The following is a 24,380-nucleotide window of genomic DNA, read 5'->3' as shown; positions in this document are numbered from 1 at the left end:
CTATGAGCTAAAAGCGTTTGAAAACCATTCGATTTCATTGCCCGTGAAGGCTATCACATCGAAACGGCAATCCACAGTATCAAAACTCCCATTATGGCGGGCAAGCCACATGCGGGCAGTCTGTAACAGTTTGTTTTGTTTGCTCCGGGTCACACTGGCGGCAGCACCGCCGAATGCGCCCGAGGCGCGGTAACGAACTTCCACGAAAACCGTGACCGTTCCTTCTCGCATAATCAAATCAATCTCGCCGCTACGCTCACGCACGTTGGCGGCGATAAAGCCGAGTCCCTGGCCTTCAAGCCAGCGACGCGCGCGCTGTTCCGCGGCGTCGCCAACCTGTTTTGTCGTTAACTGGCGGGGACTATCTGCCCTTGCTGGTATTTGAGCCATGATAACTTCCTGTTAATCACGCAGTCTGGTGTAGCGCTCAGATCGCCGGTGTTACCGTTCAGCTCGAAGCCAGGCACGCCGCGCATCTGCGCAAAGTGATTCGCCAGCGCCCAGGCATCCGCACCCATGGCATAGAGACGAGCCAGTGAATAGTCATTGTTTACCGCACGCAGCGCCTGCTGCATCAGCGCCGGGTTGCTGCCAGCAAGCATTGGGATTTCGCTGTACTGCAGGCCTTCCATTTCCAGACGGAAATCTGGGCCAGCGGTGCCTTGTGCGCTGCGGGAGCTGGCGTACAGCATGGAGCCGCTCTGGCTGCCGTTGCGCATCACAATCATCGGTTTGATGAAGGCGATCTCTTCCGGGGTTGCCAGAATATAGGCCGCGTCTACTTTGCTGCTGCCGGTGATTTGCGCGTCGGTCGGTGCGGCTGGAATGGTCAGGTTACCGATGGTGACGCCCTGCGGCTGAGACTGCGCGGAGATAACCGGTGTACCGGACAGCGAGATACCGGAACCACCGTTCACGCCGCCTTTCAGCTCGGACAGTGAACCAAACTTCTGCTGTAAGACCGTACCGCCGCCGATTTTGTGCCACTCATCGGCGAAGGCCTGAGTCACGCGTTCGCCGAGGGCGTTGCGCGGTACCAGCAGCAGCGGAGACTGTTTACCCTGATCGTGAATATGACGCGCCGCATCGCGGGCTTCATCTTCCGGCGACAGCGCGAAGTAGCAGATGTTCGCGCGGTTGCTCACCGCTTCCGGCTGGTTCAGCGCCAGCACGTTAAGCGTGGTGTTGCTCTTCATCAGCTCTTCAACGTTGTTTTTCAGCAGCGGGCCAACCACCAGGCTGACGCCATCCTGCTGCGCCTGCGCCAGGATCTGGTTCAGCGGCTGGGAAGAGGTGTCGTAGATTTTCAGCTCTGCCGATGGGTTTGCTGCCACGCTAGCAACGGGCTGAACTGCCGGTGTTTGAGCTGGAGCTGCATCGGCCGCTGGTGCCTGAGTTGCTGGTACGGCTGCACTACTGGTCTGTGCGGCCTGAACCGGCGCAGCTTCTGGAGCCTGAACGGGGGCCTGATTTTGTGGCGTGGTCAGATCGGTCACTTCTGCCTGAGACGGGCTCACTACGGCAGTGGTCGCAGCCTGCGCGACCTGTTCAGGTACCGCGCTGCCGCTCACCGGCATGGTGCCGTTTTTCGCCGCTTCAAAGCCCTGTTGAATGGTACGGCCAAAGACCGATGCCTGGCCGTTTAACGGCAGCAGCAGGGCGATTTTGTTGACCGACGCTGGCTTAAAGTTCTGCACGTTCGCCAACTGCGACGGCAGCATTTTCGCGCCTGGGTTCTGCGGATAGCGGGTCTGCCAGTCTTTAATACCGGCTTTCAGCATATCGGGATCGTTACGGTTATCAAACCAGACGCGCTGCAGATCAAGCCAGCCTTGCAGTACGTTCTCATCGGCGTTGATCACCAGCGCGTTGGCCTGCTCCTTGGTCATGGAGGAAAGCGCCTGCCAGGTGGCATCGATGTTTTGCTGTTTTTCCGGCTGAGTGGTCAACAGCGGCGCCTGGGCAATCAGGGCGCGCAGCAGCGTCAGGGATGGTTTACCCTGCTCAGCGCTGATGGTGTCCTGCCAGAAGCGCGCCTGCAGCGCATTGTCGAAATCATCGGCCTTCAGCTTTTGCAGCAGCGCCTGAGCCCCGGCGTAGTCTTTCTGCGCCAGCTTCAGTTCCACCGCCAGCAGCGCCTGTTCCTGATGCTGAGCCGCGTTCAACTGCTGAGGAAGCTGATTGAACAGCTCCAGCGCCTGCTGGCTCTTACCTTCCTTCAGTAATGAACGAATGGCGAGTAATTGCCAGTTGGTCTTGCTATCATTCGAGCTTTGCTGCATCTGCTGCAGATAAAAGCCGGAGTCAGCCTGCGTCGCGCCCTGAAGTTGGGCTGCACTCTGATCGGGGGCCTGGGTGCCACAGCCTGCAAACAGCAGCGCTGCCAGGAGTACCGGCAGACAGCGCGCGGCTTTCATACGAGAAAATGTTGAGGGTACCATTCTGTATCCAGTAATATTTTTTACGCAATGCTCAATATTAAATCGGCAATACGGACGAAACAATGAAACAACACGAATCGGCGGATAATTCTCAAGGCCAACTCTTTATTGTACCTACTCCTATCGGAAATTTGGCTGATATTACCCAACGAGCGCTCGAAGTATTGCAAGCTGTTGATTTAATTGCGGCTGAAGACACTCGCCATACGGGTTTATTGCTGCAACACTTCGCCATTAACGCCCGTTTGTTTGCCTTACACGATCACAATGAGCAACAAAAAGCCGAAACGCTGGTGGCAAAACTGAAGGAAGGGCAGAACATCGCATTGGTTTCCGATGCCGGTACGCCGCTCATCAATGACCCAGGCTACCATCTGGTGCGCACCTGCCGTGAAGCGGGTATCCGCGTGGTGCCGCTGCCGGGCCCGTGCGCGGCGATTGCCGCCCTGAGCGCCGCCGGTCTGCCATCTGACCGTTTCTGCTACGAAGGCTTCCTGCCAGCCAAGTCAAAAGGCCGTCGCGATACGCTGAAGGCTATCGAAGCGGAACCGCGCACGCTGATTTATTACGAATCCACCCACCGTCTGCTCGACAGCCTGGAAGATATGGTCGCCGTCTGGGGGGAATCTCGCTACGTGGTGCTGGCTCGTGAGCTGACCAAAACCTGGGAAACCATTCACGGTGCGCCGGTGGGTGAACTGCTGGCGTGGGTCAAGGAAGATGAAAACCGCCGTAAAGGTGAGATGGTGCTGATTGTTGAAGGGCACAAAGCGCAGGAAGACGAACTGCCTGCCGATGCGCTGCGCACGCTGGCGCTGCTGCAGGCTGAGCTGCCGCTGAAGAAAGCGGCGGCGCTGGCGGCGGAAATCCACGGCGTGAAGAAGAATGCGCTGTATAAGTATGCGCTGGAGCAGCAGGGGGAGTAAGGATGAGCGCCTACCAACCACCGTTTGTCATTAGCCCAGGAATACTCAGCCAGGTTGTTGAGATTGGTGAGTTAATGGGCCATTGGGCTTCGATGGCGGGTTGGGCATCTCCTTTGCTGCGTAAAGAAAACCGAATTCGTACTATTCAGGCTTCGTTGGCCATTGAGCACAACTCTCTCACTGCCGGGCAGGTCACTGCGTTGATGGAAGGGAAGCGAGTGCTAGCACCGGCGAAAGATATCCAGGAAGTCAGAAATGCCCTTCTGGCTTATGACCATATGTCGGAATGGAAAAGCCATCGTTTACCGGATTTGCTCAAAGCACATCGGATCTTAATGACGGGGCTGGTTGATGCCCCTGGCCAGCTACGCGCAGGCGATGTTGGTGTCTATCGTGGTCAGAAGCTGGTCCATATGGCACCACCCGCCTCGCAAATTGCACGTTTGATAGATGAACTGCTGCAGTGGCTGAAAACAACAGATATTCATCCGCTAATTGCTAGCGCAGTGTTCCACTACGAGTTCGAATTTATTCACCCTTTTGCCGATGGTAACGGACGGATGGGGCGCCTGTGGCAGACGTTGATTCTCAGCGAGTGGCGTCGTGAGCTTGGTTGGTTGCCTGTTGAGACGCTTATTCATTACCAACAAGATCGTTATTATCAAGTGCTGGGGCAGTGCGATCGACAGAGTGATTGCACGCTGTTTATTGCGTTTATGCTGGAAAACATCGCTGCTGCGCTAAAAGAAGGGCTGGAAAAACCGGCGGCAATGTCGGAAAAAATGTCGGAAGAAATGTCGGAAGAAAGTGTTATCGATTTCACTGCAATAGAAAAACAGATTTTACAGATTTTATCCGTCCGACCTGCGAGTTCGGCAAAGAATATGGCCCAGGAATGCGGTGTTTCAGCGAGAACGATTGAGCGATACCTTAAGGTATTACAGCAAAAAGGGGCACTACAGCGTATTGGCGCCACTAAAGGTGGCATCTGGCGGATATGTTAGTTTCTGTGAAAACCACACCCTAAGGGTGTGGTTTTCACTTAATACTACTTTTGCATCCTCTCTATCGCTCGCTCCAGCCAGTACCGCTGTGTACCGAAGTTAATGCGAATAAAGCGTTCCCCATCCTGAACATAATGACTGCCGTCCTCAATGATCACCCCCGCGTGGCGAGCATAATGATTCACCACTTCGCTTGCGGTGCAGCCGCTGCCGCTGACATCAATCCACGCCAGATAAGATGACTCCGGCGTCATCATTTTCCATGCCGGGAAATGCGTCTGAATAGTATCGGCAAGATAGTGGGCGTTACTACGTAAATAGTCATTGAGTGCATCAAGCCACGGCAGCCCATGCTGATAGGCAAGCGTAATCCCCCATACTCCAAAAATATTCGGAGAGGTGATGGAGTTCTGTTCCAGGCGCTGACGGAAGCGCACTCTCAGATGCTTGTCCGGGATGATGGAATAAGAGGTCTTTAGCCCCCCCAGGTTAAACGCCTTATTGGGTGAGGTTAGCAGGATCAGATTATCCTGCGCGGCGCAGCCAGAGGCCAGACAGCTGGTAAATTCACCTTCCAGAAGGTGTTCAGCATGAACCTCATCAACCACCAGAATAACGCCATAGCGCTGGCATAACTCGGATGCCTGACGAATTTCACCCTGCGTCCATATGCGCCCGGACGGATTATGCGGCGAGCACAGAAACCACAGTTTAGGCTTGTGCTGCTTAAGCTGGGTTTCGATAAGCGTAAAGTCCAGGTGATAGCGATTATCTTCAATCTTCAACGGATTCGCCAGAACCTGAACGCCCTGGCGCTGTGTTGCCATGGCGAAAGGATCGTAGACCGGCGTATTCATCATGACGTAGTCACCCGTCTGGCAAAAGGCTTGCACCAGATAGTGGAGCGTCGAGACGGTGCCATAGCTGAGTGTTATCCAGTCTCGTTCGACGTTGACATAATGACGGTCGCGCTGAAATCCGATCACGGCATCGTAAAATTCATCAAAACTGTAGGTGTAACCAAAAGTCCCGTGCTCAACAATACGCTGGAAGCCTTCGATAACCGCAGGAGGTGACGTGAAATCCATGTCGGCAATCCACAGCGGAATAAAGTCCTGCGGAACTTCACCGAAGCGAGAGCAGACAAATTGATGATCCCATTTACGACACTTATCGCTTTTACGCTCGATGATTTTATCGAAATCGAACATGGCTAACTCCTGATTAAATTAAGGCTTCAATGCCGGTTTTTACGCTCTGTACCTGAGGGCCGATGATTACCTGCACGCTATGCGCATCGAGAACGACCACGGAAAGTGCACCCGCATTTTTTAAGGTCTGCTGATCGACCTTTGTCATGTCCTTCACGACCAGGCGAAGTCGGGTGATACAGTTATCCAGGGAACTGATGTTTTCTTTGCCGCCGAGCGCATTTAAAATCACGCCATGGTCGTATTTCGATTTACCTCGGGCTTTAGTGTTTGCAGCGACAGCCTGCGCAGCACCATCAGATGAATCTTCACGGCCCGGTGTTTTAATGTTGTGTTTTAAGATGTACCAGCGGAATACCAGGAAGTAGACGGCAAACCAGACCACGCCGACCGGGAACAGTAAGTACCATTTGGTTGATGTTCCTTGCATCACGCCAAAAATTAACAGATCCAGAATGCCGCCATCGGTATTACCAATGGTAACACCAAGAATTGCCATTACCATTAATGCCAGGCCTGACATAATAATATGGAATACATATAGCGCAGGTGCGATAAACAGGAATAAAAACTCAATAGGTTCGGAAATACCGGTAATCACAGAAACTAACACGCCGGAAAGTAACAGCCCTTTAATAATAGGTCTATTTTCTGGTTTCGCCGTGCGATAAATAGCATAGGCGACGGCAGGTAAACCAAAAATAAAGGTCGGCATAAAGCCTTGTGATAAAAATGCGGTAACATGTGGACTGAACGGCAGGCCAGCTTTAAGCTCAGCGTAGAATATATTTAACGCGCCAGCCACTTCGTGTCCGTTGACCATTTCAATACCGCCTGCAGGGGTGAAACGTACCATTGCGAGCAGAATATGGTGGAGTCCAAAAGGCTTGAGCAGTAGCACCCCTACACCGTATAGGAACGGGCCGAATACGCTGGTACTTTGAATGATATGGCCAATACCGGCAATACCCATGGCCACGTAAGTCCAGAGAATAGGGAGTGCCAGGCCGACGATGGAGAGCGTCAGTGAGGTAATGATAGGGACAAAGCGGATGCCGCCAAAGAAGGCAAAGGCATCATGCAATACGGTGTCCTGAAAGCGCTCGTGCAGAAAATAGGTGATTACCCCGGCAATGATACCGCCTAACACCCCCATTTCTAACGTCTGTACACCCAATACAACCGACTGTCCTACCTGTTTCATGGTAGCGGCATCGGCAAGCTGATGGGTGGCTGTCAGATAATAGTTAATGCTCATATTCATCAGCATATAGCCGACAAATCCTGAATAAGCGCCTACTGCTTTATTTCTTTTTGCCATGCCGAATGGAATCGCGATGGCGAACATCACCGGTAAATAGGTGAAAGCAAAGCCCCCGACGGTAGCAATAAATCCAAAAGTTAATTGTGTTAGCTCACCACCTAAAAATGGGAAGCTTTTAATTGTTGAAGGGCTAGTAATTGAACTGCCGACTCCTAATAATAATCCCATGAACGCCAATAAGGAGACGGGGAACATAAATGTTTTGCCGAGGCTTTGAAAAAACTCCCATACTCGTGACTTTATGGAATTGTCCTGTGTCATGTAGAGTACTCCATTATTTCCATTAGTATAATATGAAGGTCATGAGAAATTAATCATGACCTTTTCAAAATGAGAGGTAAGTTGTTATTAATATATTTTATGAGTAAATCTGTTAACGGATATTAATCATGCAGCGTAGGTAACAACCGTTGAGAAGAACCGCATACATTGATTTTACTGCGCACCACTTCTTTCATAGCGTTCATACCGACGCGCATGTAATAACGCGGATCGTTCCCCTGTGGGTTTTCAATAAACCACGCTTTGACTGCATCAGCGAAAGCTATTTTCAATTCGGTCGCGACATTGACCTTACACACGCCGAGCTCGATGGTGCGGCGCACATATTCATCCGGTACATCACTTGCGCCATGCAGCACCAGCGGAATATCAACCACTTCACGAATCTCCGCCAGGCGCTGGAAATCGATTTTTGGTTTTTTGGTATAGAGGCCATGCGCAGTGCCAATGGCGACGGCAAGGCTGTCTACGCCAGTACGTTCGACAAAGCGTTTTGCTTCCATAGGGTCGGTCAGGAAAGCACTTTCCGCATCGACGCTCATGTCGTCTTCCACGCCGCCTAAACGTCCGAGTTCAGCCTCTACGCTGCAATCATGGGCATGACAGAAATCCACTACCGATTTCACGAGCTTCACATTCTCTTCAAACGGAGAGTGGCTGCCATCAATCATGGCGCTACGTACGCCAGCATTCACTTTGTGGCGGATATCATCCAGGGATTCATGGTGATCAAGATGAAGCGCCAGCGGCATATCGTAGGTATTGGAGTAAGCGCGGCACAGCGCATAGATCTCTTCCAGCGCAATATGTTTAAACGTACCTGGCGTGCCGGCCAGGATCACCGGCGACTGCATTTCGCTGCAAACTTCGAGAATTGCCTGGATAGTTTCTGCGTTATGAATGTTGAATGCAGGCACCGCGTAGCCTTTTGCCTGGGCGTCTTGCAGAAGATATTTGGTAGAAATAATGCTCATGATGTATTCCTCTTAAGCCAACCAGGGATGAATAACAACGCCTTGTACTACACGGTTAACCGTGCCGTTGGCGGATGGGGTATCTGGCGTATTACCAACATGAATTGACTGCGTCAGGGCAAAGATCTGGGCGTACGTCAGGAAGCAGAATGCCTGCTCCATATCGATAAAGTGACGTGCTGGCGGTAGTAGAATATGCGGGCCGGCTTCGATGACGGCATCCGTTTCCGCCGCAATCGCGACCACGCGCATTGCCTGTCGATCGCGGCGAAGCTCTGCAAGGAGATCCAGATCGTATTGGCGCGTGTAAGGGTGGCTAGAGATGTACACCACGATAAGCGTTTCGCTATCGACCAGTGATTTTGGCCCGTGGCGGAAACCGGTTGGTGAGTCATAGAATGCTGCCAGTTTACCGGCCGTAAGCTCGAGCACCTTCAGGGCTGACTCACGCGCAACGCCTTGTAATCCACCACTACCGAGATAGACGATTCGTTTCCAGGCTTCGTGGCCGAAGACACCGTGGCTGAAGTTACCCAGTGAGGTCAGGATGGCCTGGCAGCGGTCGGCGACGTCGCGGAAGGTCTCGCTATTGATGACCTGGGGTGCAAACACGGCCAAACAGCTTGCCATCATCGTGGTGATGCTGCTGGTCATGGCAAAGCCGCGATCGTGGGTTTCTGCTGGCATCAGCAGAGCGAACGCGTTGTCGCAATTGACCGCGTTTTTATACAGGCTGCCTGCTTCGTTGCAGGTAATCGACAGGTGGTAGCACTCAGGTACGAATTGATTCGCCAGTTCAACGGCGGCGACGCTCTCCGGGCTATTGCCGGAGCGAGCAAAAGAGACCAGCAGCAGCGGATGCGCCGGGTTCAGGTAATCCATTGGGTTAGTGACAAGATCGGTGGTTGGTACTGCACTGATGTTCTGGCCGGTATGGCTGGCGAGCCAGGGGGCGATTATCTCGCCGATAAATGCAGAGGTACCAGCTCCGGTCAGTACGATCCGCAGATCGTGCTTATAAAGTAATGGTGCAAGAAACCCGTCAATATCGGATCGGATGCTGGCGATATTATTCAGTGAGCGGATCCAGCTGTTAGGCTGCTGGCGGATCTCTTCTTCGGTCCAGGTACCGGTTGCAGCGGGCGCGGGGGTATAGATTTCTGGCATAACTCAGTCCTTAGTCTTGTGAAGTCCACATCCGACGCAGGCAAAATGTCGTTGTCTTTCGTTTCGTTTCACTTTTTCGCGTATCAGTTAATTAAAATCTATAGAAAAGAAATCGAAAGTTCAATGATGCAAAATGAAATAAAACGAAAACTGTGATCAATGAAACGCTGTTGTTTTCTATCTTATTGATTTGTAATGCATAGATAAAACCATTAGCGGATTAGTGGTTTGATTAAAAGAAAGGAAAAGAAAGGCCTTCGTTCGATGAACGAAGGCCAGGTAATCTCATCGTAAAGGCGGGTTAAAAGGAGAGGTGCTGACCCTGAATCCAAACGCGCTGCACATGCAGCCCGCCGTCGAGGGCGATAATACTGGCGCGTTTACCTGCCTGTAGTGAACCAAGCTGTTGGTCTACCCCCAGAAGGCGGGCTGGGTGCAGAGAGGCCATATGGATTGCCTCTTCAGGAGAAACCCCGGCGAGCTCAACCATATTACGCACGGCGGCATCCACCGAGAGCGTACTCCCTGCCAGACCGCCGGAAACGGTTCGTACAATGCCGCCGCGCATCTCGACCTTTTCACCGCACAGCGTGTAGGGGCCGTCAGGCATACCCGCAGCCTGCATGGCATCGGTAATCAATACGACCCGATCTTTTGCACAACAACAGCAGAGTTTCATCGCGGCTGGGTGAACGTGGTGCCCGTCAGCAATCAGTTCGAGCCACGCGTGCGGGTCGGTTAACCCCGCACCGACCATGCCAGGTTCCCGATGGTGTAAGCCGGTCATACCGTTATAGCAGTGCACGAGACCGTCTGCTCCAGCATCGAAAGCGGCGCTGGTCTGCGCCCAGGTTGCCGCACTATGCCCCAGCATTACCCGCACGCCTTGTCGTTTAAGATGTTGAATAGCCCGTATCGCGCCTGGTTTTTCCGGCGCGAGGGCGACCACCCTCAGCGTGCCCTGCGAGAGGGCTATTAGTTTATCCAGCTCGTGGATGTCCAACTCCCGGAACAAATCAGGAGGATGAGCGCCCTTATTCTGTGGTGTGAAGTAAGGGCCCTCAAGATAGCTACCTAAAACCTGAGCACCAGGGCCGCCAGCATGGAAGCATTGGGCAATACGCTCCAGCGCGCGATGGATCTGCTCAATCGGAGCTGTAACGGTGGTGGGGAGCCAGCTACCCACCCCTTCACGCGCTTTATACATTGCCAGCTTGTTGAGCGTGTCCGGTGCTTCATCCATGACATCGACACCCGCACCACCGTGGACGTGGGTATCGATGTAGGCTGGACAAAGCAGCTCAGCATCGCGCTGCGGGCTGCCTGAAGGTATGGGAGTGATGGCGGTAATGATACCGTCATCAATGCTTATCTGATGATCGTCAAGCCAGCCCCGTTCCGTCAGCAAGCGTCTGGCGCGAAGGATTTGCGTCATATCCCTTCCTCTGCTGGAACCTCTTCACGACAGCGCCCCAGCTCATCAACCAGGCTTGTCAGGCCGCGGTGCCCACACTCCAGCGCCTGTAGGCGAAAGTCTTCGCTGCTCAGGCCTTCACGCTCCAGCACCATTTCCAGCAGGAGCTGCAGGTTAGTGCCGGTAATCACCTCTCTGCCGGGTTTTTGCATCGCCAGCGTTGAGGCCACGCGGAATGGCGTGCCGCCAAGGAGGTCGGTCAGAAACACCAGACTGTCCTCGCTATCCAGCGTGTTTACGGCTTGTTCAAGCTGCGACGTGAGCAGCGCGGTGGTGGAGGTTTCTGGAAAATCGATGGCGATAAACTGCGTTTGTTCGCCGAGGATCTGCTTCATCGCTTTTTCCATTCCGCTGGCAAATCCGCCATGCCCGGTCAAAATAATTCCCAACATCTCAGACCTCTTTTGTTTTACAGGAAGTGGCAGAATTTACCGACGACACCCAGTACAACGGTGATGCCGATGAGGCGCAGCGGGCTCCAGCCACGACGAACCAGCCAATACATGGTCAGGGTATACACCAGCGGTAAAAAGGCCGGCATCAGCTTATCGATAACATCAGCCTGCAGTTTGACGACGGCATCACCCGCTTTAATTTCAAGCGTGGTATTCAGACGAACGTAGGTGGCAACAAGCGCGCCGATGACGGTCATACCGACGATTGATGCGGCATGTCCCACCTTTTTGGTGTTGGCTTTGATTAGCGGAATCGCCGCGACACCCATGCGATAAGCATAGTGGGCCAGACCAAAACGCAGGCCGAGATGCACCACGTTGAACATCACAATGAAGACAATCGCGCCGAGGATGGAACCCTGAAGCGCCAGGCTCGCACCAATGCCGCCGCAGATAGGCAGCAGCGTCAGCCAGAACATGGCATCGCCAATGCCGCCGAGTGGCGCGCCTACGGCAATCTTAGTGCTTTGAATGCTGTTCACGTCCTGCTTCGAACGCTCCATCGCCAGAATAATGCCAATCACAAAGGTCACCAGGAACGGGTGGGTGTTGAAGAAACCCATGTGGCCTTTCATGGCACGGGCGAGGTCGCGCTTGTTGGTATGGATCTTTTTCAGCGCGGGCAGCAGGCCATAAAGCCAGCCGGAAGCCTGCATACGTTCATAGTTAAAAGAGGCCTGTAACAGCATGGAACGCCAGGCCACGCGGTTAATATCTTTTTTAGTCAGATCTGCGCCAATGCGCTGATCTTCATAAACGTTTTCGTTAACTCCGGTCAGCAGCGTCTCATCGTTATCGGAAACACTCGGCAGGGTCTGTTGATTAGATGCCATCTTCGAATTCCTCTTTCTGTGCCGCAGGTTGAGTCGGTTCAGGGGATTTACGTAGCAGGTCAATGAGCGCCATGGCCAGCGCGGCGGCGGCTATGGCCAGGACCGGAAGCTTGAGCCAGGCTGCGGCAACGAAACCAATGATGAAATAAGGGATGTAGACGTTTTTCATCATGATTTTCAGCAGCACGGCAAAACCGATCGCTGGCATGATGCCGCCCGCGACGCCCAGCCCATCAATCAGACGTTCTGGCAGGACATCAATGGCGGTTTTCGCATGTTCCGCGCCGAAGTAAATCGGCAGGAAAGCGCAGAGGAAGTAGAAAATGCCTAACGCCAGCAGAGCCAGATAGTTGACCCGTTCAATACCTGCGGTATCGGCATTGGCCGCCATACGGTCGCAGCGGGACATGACGCCGGACATGACGGAGAACAGGAAAGTAATGCCCATTTGCACGGCGACGGCAAACGGCACCGCAACGCCGACGGCAACATCAGGCTTCACGCCGGTGGTAATGGCAAACGTTGTACCGACAATGGTACCGATAATGACGTTAGGCGGTTGGGCACCGGCTAACGGTGCCAGACCCATCCACACCAGCTCCAGCGTACCGCCGGTAAGAATACCGGTGTGCAGATCGCCCAGAATCAGACCAACCAGTGGGCCCAGCACTACCGGGCGGTGCATATGCGTTAACCCGTTGAACATATCCAGGCCTGCAATAAAGGCGAGAATGCCTAGTGCAAAAGCCTGTAACAGACTAATTTCCATTGTGAATCCCTCAAAGTAGTTTAAAGAGATCCAAAGCAGGTTCTGTCGGAACGCCCTGAACGAAGCATTCCACTCCGGCGGCCTTCAGGCCGTTGAACGCGTTGATATCATTGGCGTCGACAGAAACGGTTTTGGCAATTTGTTGTTTACCTTCGGCGTAGTGCATGTTGCCTACGTTGATGCGGGTGACGGGAACGCCGCCTTCAACCAGCTTGAGAAAATCAGCTGGCGTTCTGCACACCAGTAAGATTTTCTGTCGGTCAGCAGCGCGGTGAATATTGTCGATAACTTTCTGTAGCGACCAGAAACGCACGGCTATCCCTTCAGCCAGTACCATTTCCATGAGGTTTTGCTGCACGGTGTCTTCTGCGACTTCGTCATTGGCGACCAATACCAGATTTGCCCCCGCAAACCCGACCCACTGCACGCCGACCTGACCATGAATCAGTCTTTCATCGATGCGGCTGAGTACGATATTTGGCATAGCGCTTTCCTCTTTGTTGTTATTCGTTATGAGACGGAACGCCCTGACAGGCGGCGTGGTACTGCTGAAGTATGTCCTGAATATGGTTAATGATGAGTTCACGCGGTGTAGCGTTGAGATCTCCCTCGCGGACTTTTACGTACTGTAAAGGGAGGTACTGGCTAATGAGCGGCAAGGGAATGGGTTCGTCCGCCAGATTGCGCACCAGTCTTTCAAAGGCTTCATCAATTTGGCTGTCTGGCCAGTAGTAGCGAACGCGGTCAGAGTAGCTATAGCCACGAGCCAGACGGCGAGCGTTGCCATCACCGTGGTAGTGGCTTTGCCAGTATTCCGGGCGATCGAGCATCACGGTTTCAAGAACATGGCGCAGGCCAGAGCAGGCTTTGGCGGGAAGCAGTTCTTCTTCAATCGCCGCCAGTGAGAACAGCGCTTCGCGCAGGGCGAAGGTCAGCCCAGGGCCAACTTTCAAAATAGCGAAATGATCTTTCACTAACTGACGCAGCGAGTGCGGTGTTTGATAATCCGTGGAGTGTGCTTCGAAGACCAGCGTGTCATAGGCTTCCACCATCTTGCTTAGCGCAACCGCTTTCTGCGGCTGATAATCAATAATGTGGGTGTGGTCAAACTCAACGCCCGGCTGGACAACCAACGCAATGATGCGTGGCCAGATGGCATCCAACCCTTGCTTTTCAAACGCATGGTGGTGCGCTTCCAGCGTGGCACGAGCGGCATCAGGCGTCGTGACGGCGAGTTCAGTTAATGCTTCATGGGCACCGCCAGGGACGGGAACTTCTGTGCCAATAACGTAAACAAGATCCGATTCACCAAAGTGTTCAGCACAGGTTTGCTCGGCAATTTTAGCCAGACGAGCAGCGCGCTCGGCGACGATCGCATCGGTTAATGGAACGGGATCGCCCTCGCAGGACATGCTGCAATCGAGGTGGATCTTTTTAAAGCCAGCTTCCACATACCTTTTAATCAGATCGTCGGCGTTATTCATTGCTTGATCGGCCGGCAGGTTTTGCCAGCGGTTAGGGCCAAGGTGATCGCCCCCCAGAATCAGGCGATCCTGCGGGAAGTTCAGTGAGTCAGCCAACTCACAGACAAAGCGGCGAAAATCAGCCGGGGTCATGCCGGTATAGCCACCGAACTGATCGACCTGGTTCGACGTTGCTTCAATGAGCAGCGGAGAATGTTTTGCCTGGGCATAACGAATGGCGGATTCCAGGACCAGTGGATGCGCGGAACAAACGGCATAAATTCCGTTTGTTTTTCCCCGTTTGTGCTGCTCCACCATAGTTGTAAGATATTTCACTTTCCTCTCCAACTCAGATTGTAATGATACTTATCTTTCGTTTTGTTTCATTTAATACTGCGTTACGTGGATTTAAAAATAAAATGAAAGATTTCCATTTTCGGATCTGTTTCACAAAAGAAACAAAATGAAAGGTGTGTTGAGGGGGTTTGTCGCCATGCGAGGCCTTTTTAAGGCTTGCATTCCGAGAAAAGAAAGGTGTTAATAAGCAAAAAGAAATGAAACGAAAGAATCAATCAAAGGAATCTTTATGAGCAACACCGACTCTTCTGCCGATAAGCGTGTGACGGGAACCAGTGAAAGACGCGAGCAGATTATCCAGCGGTTGCGGCAGCAGGGTAGCGTGCAGGTAAACGATCTTTCTGAATGGTTCGGCGTATCGACGGTAACGATCCGTAACGATCTTGCCTTCCTGGAAAAGCAGGGCATTGCCGTGCGCGCATATGGCGGCGCACTCATCTGCGATAGCAATACGCCAGCGACCGAACCTTCTGTCGAAGACAAAAGCTCTCTGAATACGGCGGTGAAGCGTAGCATCGCGAAAGCCGCCGTTGAGCTGATTAAACCCGGCCATCGCGTGATTCTTGACTCCGGTACCACTACCTATGAGATTGCACGGTTGATGCGCCAGCATACGGACGTCATTGCCATGACTAACGGCATGAACGTCGCGAATGCGTTGCTGGAGTCAGAAGGCGTTGAGCTGCTGATGACCGGTGGCCACCTGCGTCGTCAGTCGCAGTCGTTTTACGGCGACCAGGCGGAGCAGTCGTTACAGAATTATCACTTCGACATTCTGTTCCTTGGCGTCGATGCCATTGATCTCGAGCGCGGCATCAGCACGCATAATGAAGACGAAGCCCGGCTTAACCGCCGGATGTGTGAAGTGGCTGAGCGCATTGTCGTCGTCACGGACTCCACGAAATTTAACCGCTCCAGCCTGCATAAGATCATTGATACCCAGCGTATTGATGTGATTATTGTTGATGAGGGCGTGCCGAATGAAAGTCTGGAAGGGTTGCGTCGGCAGGGCATTGACGTGATTTTAGTGAGTGCATAAAAAATCGGGAGGCATGATAGCCTCCCGATAACCTTTTTCTTGAATATCACGTAATCAAGTCACCGGAGCCGGGTTAAACACCGCCAGCTGGTTATGCAGACCCCACTGATCCGAGAAGGTTTTCTTACGCCCGCTCGCCACGTCCAGAATGAACTCAAACAGCTTCGTGCCCACATCCTCAATCGTCTCTTCGCCCGTGGCAATGGTCCCGGCGTTGATATCCATTAAGTCATACCAGCGGTTCGCCAGTTCGGTGCGGGTGGCCATCTTGATGACCGGTACGGCCATCAGACCGTACGGCGTACCGCGGCCGGTGGTGAAGACCTGTACGGTAATGCCGGAAGCGACCTGTTGGGTGCCGCAGACAAAATCGCTTGCCGGGGTGGCGGCATAAATCAGGCCGCGCTTGGTTGGGCGTTGGCCTGGTGAAAGCACTTCCACGATGGCGCTCTTGCCGGATTTAGCGATAGAGCCCAGCGCTTTTTCCACCACGTTTGCCAGTCCACCTTTCTTGTTGCCCGGAGACGGGTTGGCGCTGCGGTCGGTCTGGCCCATATCGAGATAGTTATCGTACCAGGCCATCTCTTCCAGCAGGCGTTTGCCCACTTCTTCGTTGATGACGCGCGGCGTGAGCAGGTGGATGGCGTCACGCACTTCGGTTACTTCCGAGAACATCACGGTTGCGCCGCAGCGCACCAGCAGGTCAGACGCGTAGCCTACCGCTGGGTTTGCCGTCACGCCGGAGAACGCATCGCTTCCGCCGCACTGCATGCCGACGACCAGTTCAGAGGCCGGGCAGGTTTCGCGCTGGCGCTTGTTGAGTTTTTCCAGGTGACGTTCGGCCACCTGCAAAATGTCGTCGACCATTGAGCGAAAACCAACATGCTGTTCATCTTGCAAACGTACGATGCTGGCGCTGTCGACCGGGATGCTCTCTACATCTTCGGTACCTTGAAGCAGACGCTCTGGCTGTAATTTTTCACAGCCGAGGCCCACAACCATCACTTCGCCGCCAAAGTTAGGGTTCAGGGCGATGTTGTGAATGGTGCGAATGGGCACGATGGCCGCCGGGGCGTTGATCGCCACACCGCAGCCGTACAGGTGATTGAGGCCAACCACGCCGTCGACGTTGGGGTATTTGGGCAGCAGATCGCGTTCAATAATTTTGACCACATAATCCACCACGCCCGCCACGCAGTGTACGCTGGTTGAAATACCCAGCAGGTTTTTGGTACCCACGCTGCCATCGGCGTTGCGGTAGCCTTCGAAAGTGTAGCCCTCCAGCGGCGGCAGCGGCTCTGGCACTCGGGTTGCCAGCGGTAAGGTATTCAGCGGCGGTGCCTTCGGCAGAATAACCATGGACTCATCAATCCAGCTCCCTTTGACGATGTCGCGAACGGCGTAGCCGATGACCTCACCGTAGCGGATAATTTCGCCATTGTGGGGAATATCCACCAGGGCCACTTTATGCCCTTGAGGAATATGCTCAATTAATTCCAGACCGTCAGGAAAGCGGGTTCCTGCTTTTAATCCATTATCGTTAACAATAATCGCGACATTGTCTGTATCGTGCACTTTAATATAAAAGGCAGTCGGCGATTCTTGTCTGATTTCGATGTTAGCCATTGTCCAGCATTCTCCAGCCAGTGGGTAAAATAATAAATGTTATAAGTGTCAGGTTATTCAATGTGGAAAATAAGAACACTTTGATTATGGAATAAAGCATGTCAGGTGTTGGAATCTAAAAATGTGATAAAGATCACCTATTGTCGTCATGCCTTGTGGCGCAAGGGTATCAAAAATTGAAATTGTGCATCAGCGCCCAGTGTTATGTGCATATGAATAACTAAAAGATTTTATAAGGCTATTAAATTGTGTTTTTGCACAATGTATGGCTATCGTTTCCTGATTATACTGAATCTCGATTTCATGGCGTATTATCGATTGATTAAGATTGCCAGTTATCAATAAATAATCAGCGAAATAGACCTTAATAATAAAAATATAATTAAGGTTCTCTGTGCCCGAGGATAATAAAATGATACACGATACAGCTGATGTTTCTGGATCAACAAAAGGAATGCATACCCGTTATTTAATTCTTTTAGTTATTTTCATTGTTACGGCCGTTAACTATGCGGACCGCGCCACGCTCTCCATCGCCGGTACGTCGGTGGCAAAAGAGCTGGGTCTGAGCGCGGTCGAAATGGGGTACATCTTCTCTGCGTTCGGTTGGGCTTATTTGCTCATGCAGATCCCCGGTGGTTGGTTACTGGATAAATTTGGTTCGAAGAAAGTCTATACCTATAGTCTGTTCTTCTGGTCGCTGTTTACTTTCCTGCAGGGCTTTGTTGGCTTCTTCCCACTGGCATGGGCGGGCGTCTCAATGTTCTTCATGCGCTTTATGCTGGGCTTCTCTGAAGCGCCTTCCTTCCCGGCTAACGCCCGTATCGTAGCGGCCTGGTTCCCGACCAAAGAGCGCGGCACGGCGTCCGCTATCTTTAACTCCGCGCAGTACTTCTCTTTAGCGCTGTTCTCGCCACTGTTGGGCTGGTTAACCTTCGCCTGGGGCTGGGAGCACGTCTTTACCGTGATGGGTGTGATTGGTTTCGTGTTGACCGGGATGTGGGTGAAGTTCGTCCATAACCCAACCGACCATCCGCGCATGTCCAAAGATGAGCTGAAGTTCATTGCGGATAACGGTGCCGTGGTCGATATGGACCATAAAAAGCCGGGCAGCGATGCGGCAAAAGGTCCGAAGCTGGATTACATCAAGCAGTTGCTGAGCAGCCGTATGATGTTAGGGATCTTCTTCGGTCAGTACTTCCTGAACACCATTACGTGGTTCTTCCTCACCTGGTTCCCAATTTACCTGGTGCAGGACAAAGGCATGTCGATTCTGAAAGTAGGGCTCGTGGCGTCTATTCCTGCATTGTGCGGCTTTGCCGGTGGCGTGTTGGGCGGGTTGTTCTCCGACTACCTGATTCGTCGTGGCTGTACGCTGACCTTTGCCCGTAAGCTGCCTATCGTATTGGGCATGCTGCTGGCATCGACGATTATTCTGTGTAACTACACCGATAACACCGCGCTGGTGGTTACCCTGATGGCGTTGGCATTCTTCGGTAAAGGTTTTGGTGCACTCGGCTGGCCGGTTATCTCCGACGTGGCGCCAAAAGAGATTGTAGGGCTGTGCGGCGGGCTGTTTAACGTCTTCGGTAACGTGGCGTCTATCGTCACGCCGCTGGTGATTGGCTATATCGTGAGTGAGCTGCACTCCTTTAATGGCGCACTGATTTTTGTAGGCTGCTCTGCGCTGATGATGATGGTTTGCTACCTGTTCGTGGTTGGCGACATCAAACGTCTGGAACTGCGTAAGTAAGCCACGACTAACTTAAGGTAATGAAAATGGATAACGCGATTTTCCCTAACAAATTCAAAGCTGCGCTGGCGGCAAAACAGGTTCAGATTGGCTGCTGGTCCGCACTCTCCAGCCCAATCAGCACTGAAGTGTTAGGACTGGCCGGTTTCGACTGGCTGGTACTGGACGGTGAACATGCGCCGAACGACGTGACGACGCTCATCCCGCAGCTGATGGCTTTAAAAGGCAGCGCGAGCGCACCGGTTGTGCGTATCCCGACCAACGAGCCGGTGATTATCAAGCGCATGCTGGATATCGGTTTCTACAACTTCCTGATTCCGTTTGTGGAAACCGAAGAAGAAGCCGCACAGGCGGTCTCTTCGACCCGTTATCCGCCAGAAGGCATTCGCGGCGTGTCCGTTTCTCATCGCGGCAACATGTTTGGCACCGTGCCGGATTACTTCGCGCAGTCCAATAAAAACATCACCATCCTGGTGCAGATCGAAAGCCAGCTGGGCGTCGACAACGTTGATGCCATTGCCGCCACTGAAGGCGTAGATGGCATCTTCGTTGGCCCAAGCGACCTGGCCGCGGCGTTAGGCCATCTGGGTAACGCTTCTCACCCGGAAGTGCAGCAGGCGATTCAACATATTTTCGCCCGTGCCAAAGCGCACGGTAAGCCAAGCGGCATTCTGGCACCGGTAGAAGCCGATGCGCGCCGCTATCTGGAGTGGGGCGCGACCTTTGTGGCGGTTGGCAGCGATCTCGGCGTGTTCCGTGCCGGTACGCAGAAGCTGGCTGACGCCTTCAAGAAGTAACCACCACCGAATACATACACATTTGAGGAAATGACGATGAAAGTTGGTTTTATTGGCCTGGGTATCATGGGTAAACCGATGAGTAAAAACCTGCTGAAAGCGGGTTACTCGCTGGTGGTTTCTGACCGTAATCCTGAAACGATTGCCGAAGTGATTGCCGCCGGTGCTGAAACGGCGACCACGGCAAAAGCGATTGCTGAACAGTGTGATGTGATCATCACCATGCTGCCAAACTCGCCACACGTGAAAGAAGTGGCGCTGGGTGAAAACGGCATTATCGAAGGCGCGAAGCCGGGCACCGTGCTTATCGACATGAGCTCGATTGCACCGCTGGCCAGCCGTGAAATTAGCGACGCGCTGAAGGCGAAAGGCATTGATATGCTCGATGCGCCGGTGAGCGGCGGTGAACCAAAAGCTATCGACGGCACGCTGTCGGTGATGGTCGGCGGTGATAAAGCCATCTTCGATAAGTATTACGATCTGATGAAAGCGATGGCGGGTTCCGTGGTGCATACCGGCGATATTGGTGCGGGCAACGTGACCAAGCTGGCAAACCAGGTGATCGTGGCGCTGAACATTGCGGCAATGTCTGAAGCGCTGACGCTGGCGACCAAAGCGGGCGTTAACCCGGATCTGGTCTATCAGGCGATTCGTGGCGGACTGGCGGGCAGCACCGTGCTGGATGCGAAAGCACCGATGGTGATGGATCGTAACTTCAAACCGGGCTTCCGTATCGACCTGCACATTAAAGATCTGGCGAATGCGCTGGATACCTCGCACGGCGTGGGCGCGCAGCTGCCGCTGACTGCCGCGGTGATGGAGATGATGCAGGCGCTGCGTGCAGATGGTCTTGGAACCGCCGACCATAGCGCTCTGGCGTGCTATTACGAAAAACTGGCGAAAGTGGAAGTCACTCGCTAAGGACGTTGTGCCCGGTGGCGCATTGCGTGCCGGGCTTACAGGGTAGGCCGGAGCTGTGAAACGCCCTCCGGCGTCGTGCGCTAATAGGCTCAGATATGAAAATCGTAATCGCCCCAGACTCTTATAAAGAAAGCCTTTCTGCCACTGAGGTAGCTCAGGCCATAGAAAAAGGATTTCGGGAAATCTTTCCGGAAGCGCAATTCGTGTCAGTGCCGGTCGCCGACGGTGGAGAAGGAACGGTTGAGGCGATGATTGCGGCAACGCAGGGTCGTTCAGTGACGTCAACGGTCACCGGTCCGCTTGGCGAAGCCGTGGAAGCACAGTGGGGGATCTCCGGCGACGGGAATACCGCTTTTATTGAAATGGCGGCGGCAAGCGGTCTGGCATTAGTGCTGCCAGAGCAGCGCAACCCGCTGATTACCACCTCTTACGGCACCGGGGAGCTGATCCTTCAGGCGCTGGAGAGCGGGGCGAAAAACATTATTATCGGCATTGGTGGCAGCGCAACCAATGACGGTGGCGCCGGTATGGTGCAGGCGCTGGGCGCGAAGCTGTGCGATGCCAGCGGCACGGAAATCGGTTTTGGTGGCGGTAGCCTGATGAGCCTCAACCATATTGATATTTCAGGACTTGATGCTCGCCTGAAAAACTGCGCGATTCGCGTGGCCTGCGATGTGACGAACCCGCTGACCGGACCTTTTGGCGCATCCTGTATCTTTGGCCCGCAGAAAGGAGCGACGGAGGCGATGATCGTCGAGCTGGATCGTAATCTGGCGCACTACGCGGACGCGATTAAGAAATCGCTGCGCATTGACGTAAAAGAAGTGCCTGGTTCCGGCGCGGCTGGCGGGATGGGGGCGGCGCTGATGGCGTTCCTCGGCGCGGAGCTGCGCAGCGGCATTGAGATTGTGACCCAGGCGCTGAACCTTGAAGAACATATCCATGATTGCACGCTGGTGGTGACCGGTGAAGGCCGCCTCGATAGCCAGAGCATTCACGGCAAAGTGCCGGTAGGTGTGGCCAGCGTGGCGAAGAAGTACCACAAGCCGGTTATCGGTATTGCCGGTAGCCTGACGCGCGATGTTGGCATGGTACACCAGTACGGGATTGATTCGGTATTCAGCGTGCTGAACCGCATTGGTTCACTGGAAGAAGCCTTCCGCGATGCGGCGGAGAATATTTACCACACTTCCCGGAACATCGCCGCCACAATTCAGGTCGGGATGCGGATCGAAGGGTGACATCGACGCGCAAACCCTCTATACTTCGCGCCGAAGCTGACCAGACAGTCGCCGCTTCGTCGTCGTCCTCTTCGGGGGAGACGGGCGGAGGGGAGGAAAGTCCGGGCTCCATAGGGCAAGGTGCCAGGTAACGCCTGGGGGGTGTAACAGCCCACGACCAGTGCAACAGAGAGCAAACCGCCGATGGCCCGCGCAAGCGGGATCAGGTAAGGGTGAAAGGGTGCGGTAAGAGCGCACCGCGCGGCTGGTAACAGTCCGTGGCACGGTAAACTCCACCCGGAGCAAGGCCAAATAGGGGTTCATAAGGTACGGCCCGTACTGAACCCGGGTAGGCTGCTTGAGCCAGTGAGCGATTGCTGGCCTAGATGAATGACTGTCCACGACAGAACCCGGCTTATCGGTCAGTTTCACTCTTTAAAGAAAACCCCGCCTCGGCGGGGTTTTTGCTTTTCAGCATCTGGCAAAGCACGCTCTGCATCGTAGCGTAATATTCTGATTGTTTACCATATCCATACAAACAATGGAGTTATTCACTAAATCGAGGCGTTGGTGTGATAGCCATCATTTTTTGCCTTTCTTTAACGTCACATCTTATTAACATGGCGCGTTGTGCTATCTCACAAAACCCTCGCAGCGCTCAACGTCTCAGAAATCATTATCAAGTTAAAATTACTTAAAAAACAATTAATTATAATTATCCATTCGAAAGCAAAAACCACCGAAATCTCTCTTTTATTAGTAAAAGAGAAATACATTGGTTAATTTTGCGCTAATCATAGGAATATTTTCTATTTTCAGCGTTTCCCTACGTAAAGAGTTGCAAGCTTTTTCTCCTGAACCCGCGTTATCATTTTCTTACTCTAAAAAAGGCAGTGAATAAGCCTGTAATATTCGGACTATCCGGAACATCAAACTGTAATAAAACAATAAACCCCTACACACTAAGAGTGAGAATTTGTTATGGAAACAATCTCAGTTGCACCCGCACAGACGTCGTCTGCGGCCGCTCGAGCGGGCATGTCAGAAAGTGAATGGCAGGAGGCAATAAAATTCGACAGTACCGACGTTGGCTGGGTCATTATGAGTATCGGGATGGCTATCGGGGCGGGGATCGTGTTCTTACCCGTTCAGGTTGGCCTGATGGGACTGTGGGTCTTCCTGCTCTCCTCCATCGTCGGCTACCCGGCGATGTACCTGTTCCAGCGTCTGTTTATTAATACGCTTGCTGAATCACCGGAGTGTAAAGACTACCCGAGCGTTATCAGCGGCTACCTCGGCAAAAACTGGGGGATCTTGCTCGGCGCGCTCTACTTCATCATGTTGGTTATCTGGATGTTCGTTTACTCCACGGCGATTACCAACGACAGCGCCTCTTATCTGCATACTTTCGGCGTCACCGATGGGCTGCTCTCGGAAAACCCATTCTATGGTCTGGTGCTTATCTGCGTGCTGGTGGCCATTTCGTCGCGCGGTGAAAAGCTGCTGTTTAAAGTCTCCAGCTTTATGGTGCTGACTAAGCTGCTGGTCGTGGCGGCGCTGGGTGTATCGATGGTGGGGATGTGGCATCTGTACAACGCCGGCACGCTGCCGCCGATGGGGTTGCTGATTAAAAACGCCATCATTACGCTGCCATTTACCCTGACCTCTATCCTGTTTATTCAGACCCTGAGCCCGATGGTTATCTCTTATCGCTCAAAGGAGAAATCCCGCGAAGTGGCGCGCCACAAAGCGCTGCGGGCGATGAACATTGCCTTCGGTATTCTGTTCGTGGTGGTCTTCTTCTACGCCGTCTCCTTTACGCTGGCGATGGGCCACGATGAAGCGGTGAAAGCCTATGAGCAGAACATCTCGGCGCTGGCGATTGCCGCCCAGTTTATTAATGGCAGCGCGGGTGCATGGGTCACCGTGGTGAGCGTCATCCTCAATATCTTTGCCGTGATGACCGCGTTCTTTGGCGTTTATCTGGGCTTTCGCGAAGCGACGCAGGGGATTGTTATCAACCTGCTGCGCCGCAAAATGCCGGAAGACAAAATCAATCAGAAGCTGGTTCAGCGCGGGATTATGATCTTCGCCATCCTGCTGGCCTGGAGCGCCATTGTGCTCAATGCGCCGGTGCTGAGCTTCACCTCTATCTGTAGCCCGATTTTCGGCATGGTGGGTTGCCTGATTCCGGCCTGGCTGGTCTACAAAGTTCCGGCGCTACACAAATACAAAGGCGTCTCGCTGGTGATTATCATCATTACCGGCCTGCTGCTCTGCGTCTCTCCATTCCTGGCATTCTCCTGATTTACGCGTGGTAACGAATATGGTTGAAGTAACAATG

21 protein-coding genes and 1 other RNA gene are annotated in these 24,380 nt (G+C 53.2%); 9 read left to right on the top strand and 13 right to left on the bottom strand.

Translation table 11 applies throughout. From position 1 onward, the window contains the following. Together GKAS_RS00105 and GKAS_RS00100 are read right to left on the bottom strand one after the other, a co-directional pair. Positions 1–390, bottom strand: coding sequence for a YraN family protein (locus GKAS_RS00105; protein WP_035891054.1), 390 nt, complete (start codon positions 388–390; stop codon positions 1–3). Next, positions 348–2,441: a penicillin-binding protein activator gene (locus tag GKAS_RS00100; protein ID WP_035891052.1), complete on the bottom strand. Its 2,094-nt coding sequence runs from the start codon at positions 2,439–2,441 to the stop codon at positions 348–350. Before GKAS_RS00100 ends, GKAS_RS00105 begins: the two co-directional genes overlap by 43 nt. A 62-nt stretch (positions 2,442–2,503) precedes the next feature. Here GKAS_RS00100 and rsmI point away from each other — a divergent pair, with 62 nt between their 5' ends. Continuing rightward, positions 2,504–3,367 (top strand): 16S rRNA (cytidine(1402)-2'-O)-methyltransferase, encoded by an 864-nt coding sequence (rsmI, locus tag GKAS_RS00095; protein ID WP_035891050.1) that lies wholly within the window; start codon positions 2,504–2,506, stop codon positions 3,365–3,367. Between the two features lie 2 nt (positions 3,368–3,369). Next, positions 3,370–4,371 (top strand): Fic family protein, encoded by a 1,002-nt coding sequence (locus GKAS_RS00090; protein ID WP_035891048.1) that lies wholly within the window; start codon positions 3,370–3,372, stop codon positions 4,369–4,371. 44 nt (positions 4,372–4,415) lie between these two features. On the opposite strand, the gene GKAS_RS00085 is transcribed toward GKAS_RS00090, so the two are convergent. From GKAS_RS00085 to kbaZ, 10 genes are all read right to left on the bottom strand, one after another. Then, on the bottom strand, positions 4,416–5,582 hold the full coding sequence (locus GKAS_RS00085; RefSeq protein ID WP_035891046.1) for a MalY/PatB family protein: 1,167 nt from the start codon (positions 5,580–5,582) through the stop codon (positions 4,416–4,418). A 13-nt stretch (positions 5,583–5,595) separates the two neighbouring features. Next, the gene (gene malX / locus GKAS_RS00080) at positions 5,596–7,167 is read right to left on the bottom strand and encodes a maltose/glucose-specific PTS transporter subunit IIBC (RefSeq protein ID WP_035891043.1); all 1,572 of its coding nucleotides are present in this window, start codon (positions 7,165–7,167) and stop codon (positions 5,596–5,598) included. A 122-nt stretch (positions 7,168–7,289) separates the two neighbouring features. After that, a complete protein-coding gene (kbaY, locus tag GKAS_RS00075) occupies positions 7,290–8,162 on the bottom strand; it encodes a tagatose-bisphosphate aldolase subunit KbaY (RefSeq protein WP_035891042.1) in 873 nt (290 codons plus the stop codon). A gap of 12 nt (positions 8,163–8,174) precedes the next feature. Then, positions 8,175–9,329 carry an SIS domain-containing protein gene (locus tag GKAS_RS00070; RefSeq protein ID WP_035891041.1) on the bottom strand — a complete coding sequence of 385 codons (1,155 nt, stop codon included), beginning with the start codon at positions 9,327–9,329 and terminating at the stop codon, positions 8,175–8,177. Positions 9,330–9,630: 301 nt separating this feature from the next. Further along, the gene (gene nagA / locus GKAS_RS00065; RefSeq protein ID WP_035891039.1) at positions 9,631–10,764 is read right to left on the bottom strand and encodes an N-acetylglucosamine-6-phosphate deacetylase; all 1,134 of its coding nucleotides are present in this window, start codon (positions 10,762–10,764) and stop codon (positions 9,631–9,633) included. Continuing rightward, complete coding sequence (gene agaF / locus GKAS_RS00060) at positions 10,761–11,195, bottom strand: PTS galactosamine/N-acetylgalactosamine transporter subunit IIA (RefSeq protein WP_035891037.1); 435 nt, start codon at positions 11,193–11,195, stop codon at positions 10,761–10,763. The genes nagA and agaF overlap by 4 nt, the downstream gene beginning before the upstream one ends. A 17-nt stretch (positions 11,196–11,212) precedes the next feature. Then, complete coding sequence (gene agaE / locus GKAS_RS00055; RefSeq protein ID WP_035891035.1) at positions 11,213–12,091, bottom strand: PTS N-acetylgalactosamine transporter subunit IID; 879 nt, start codon at positions 12,089–12,091, stop codon at positions 11,213–11,215. Further along, entirely contained in the window at positions 12,081–12,860 is a 780-nt protein-coding gene (gene agaW, locus GKAS_RS00050) for a PTS N-acetylgalactosamine transporter subunit IIC (RefSeq protein WP_035891034.1), read from the bottom strand. Before agaW ends, agaE begins: the two co-directional genes overlap by 11 nt. A gap of 10 nt (positions 12,861–12,870) precedes the next feature. After that, on the bottom strand, positions 12,871–13,344 hold the full coding sequence (agaV, locus tag GKAS_RS00045; RefSeq protein WP_035891033.1) for a PTS N-acetylgalactosamine transporter subunit IIB: 474 nt from the start codon (positions 13,342–13,344) through the stop codon (positions 12,871–12,873). Between the two features lie 19 nt (positions 13,345–13,363). Beyond that, complete coding sequence (gene kbaZ / locus GKAS_RS00040) at positions 13,364–14,641, bottom strand: tagatose-bisphosphate aldolase subunit KbaZ (protein ID WP_035891032.1); 1,278 nt, start codon at positions 14,639–14,641, stop codon at positions 13,364–13,366. 268 nt (positions 14,642–14,909) lie between these two features. Here kbaZ and GKAS_RS00035 point away from each other — a divergent pair, with 268 nt between their 5' ends. Further along, positions 14,910–15,719: a DeoR family transcriptional regulator gene (locus tag GKAS_RS00035; RefSeq protein WP_035891030.1), complete on the top strand. Its 810-nt coding sequence runs from the start codon at positions 14,910–14,912 to the stop codon at positions 15,717–15,719. Positions 15,720–15,773: 54 nt separating this feature from the next. Here the strand turns inward: GKAS_RS00035 and garD are convergent, their stop codons facing one another. Next, a complete protein-coding gene (garD, locus tag GKAS_RS00030) occupies positions 15,774–17,345 on the bottom strand; it encodes a galactarate dehydratase (protein WP_035891028.1) in 1,572 nt (523 codons plus the stop codon). Positions 17,346–17,757: 412 nt separating this feature from the next. Between garD and GKAS_RS00025 the strand changes: the two genes are divergently transcribed. The 6 genes from GKAS_RS00025 to GKAS_RS00005 all read left to right on the top strand — a co-directional run bounded on the left by GKAS_RS00025 (position 17,758) and on the right by GKAS_RS00005 (position 24,343). After that, on the top strand, positions 17,758–19,098 hold the full coding sequence (locus tag GKAS_RS00025) for an MFS transporter (RefSeq protein WP_035891026.1): 1,341 nt from the start codon (positions 17,758–17,760) through the stop codon (positions 19,096–19,098). A gap of 26 nt (positions 19,099–19,124) precedes the next feature. Next, positions 19,125–19,895: a 2-dehydro-3-deoxyglucarate aldolase gene (garL, locus tag GKAS_RS00020; RefSeq protein ID WP_035891260.1), complete on the top strand. Its 771-nt coding sequence runs from the start codon at positions 19,125–19,127 to the stop codon at positions 19,893–19,895. A gap of 30 nt (positions 19,896–19,925) precedes the next feature. After that, the gene (gene garR, locus GKAS_RS00015) at positions 19,926–20,816 is read left to right on the top strand and encodes a 2-hydroxy-3-oxopropionate reductase (protein ID WP_035891024.1); all 891 of its coding nucleotides are present in this window, start codon (positions 19,926–19,928) and stop codon (positions 20,814–20,816) included. Positions 20,817–20,911: 95 nt separating this feature from the next. Next, the gene (gene garK, locus GKAS_RS00010; RefSeq protein ID WP_035891022.1) at positions 20,912–22,057 is read left to right on the top strand and encodes a glycerate 2-kinase; all 1,146 of its coding nucleotides are present in this window, start codon (positions 20,912–20,914) and stop codon (positions 22,055–22,057) included. A gap of 32 nt (positions 22,058–22,089) precedes the next feature. Beyond that, positions 22,090–22,470, top strand: an RNA gene (gene rnpB, locus GKAS_RS23425) — RNase P RNA component class A. Between the two features lie 547 nt (positions 22,471–23,017). Further along, on the top strand, positions 23,018–24,343 hold the full coding sequence (locus GKAS_RS00005; protein ID WP_035891018.1) for an SLC5/6 family protein: 1,326 nt from the start codon (positions 23,018–23,020) through the stop codon (positions 24,341–24,343). The last annotated feature ends 37 nt before the right edge of the window (positions 24,344–24,380 follow it).

The organism is Kluyvera ascorbata ATCC 33433 (assembly GCF_000735365.1).
GTDB lineage: Bacteria > Pseudomonadota > Gammaproteobacteria > Enterobacterales > Enterobacteriaceae > Kluyvera > Kluyvera ascorbata.
Note: the sequence above shows the minus strand (reverse complement) of the source record. Positions and strands in the feature narration are given on the sequence as shown.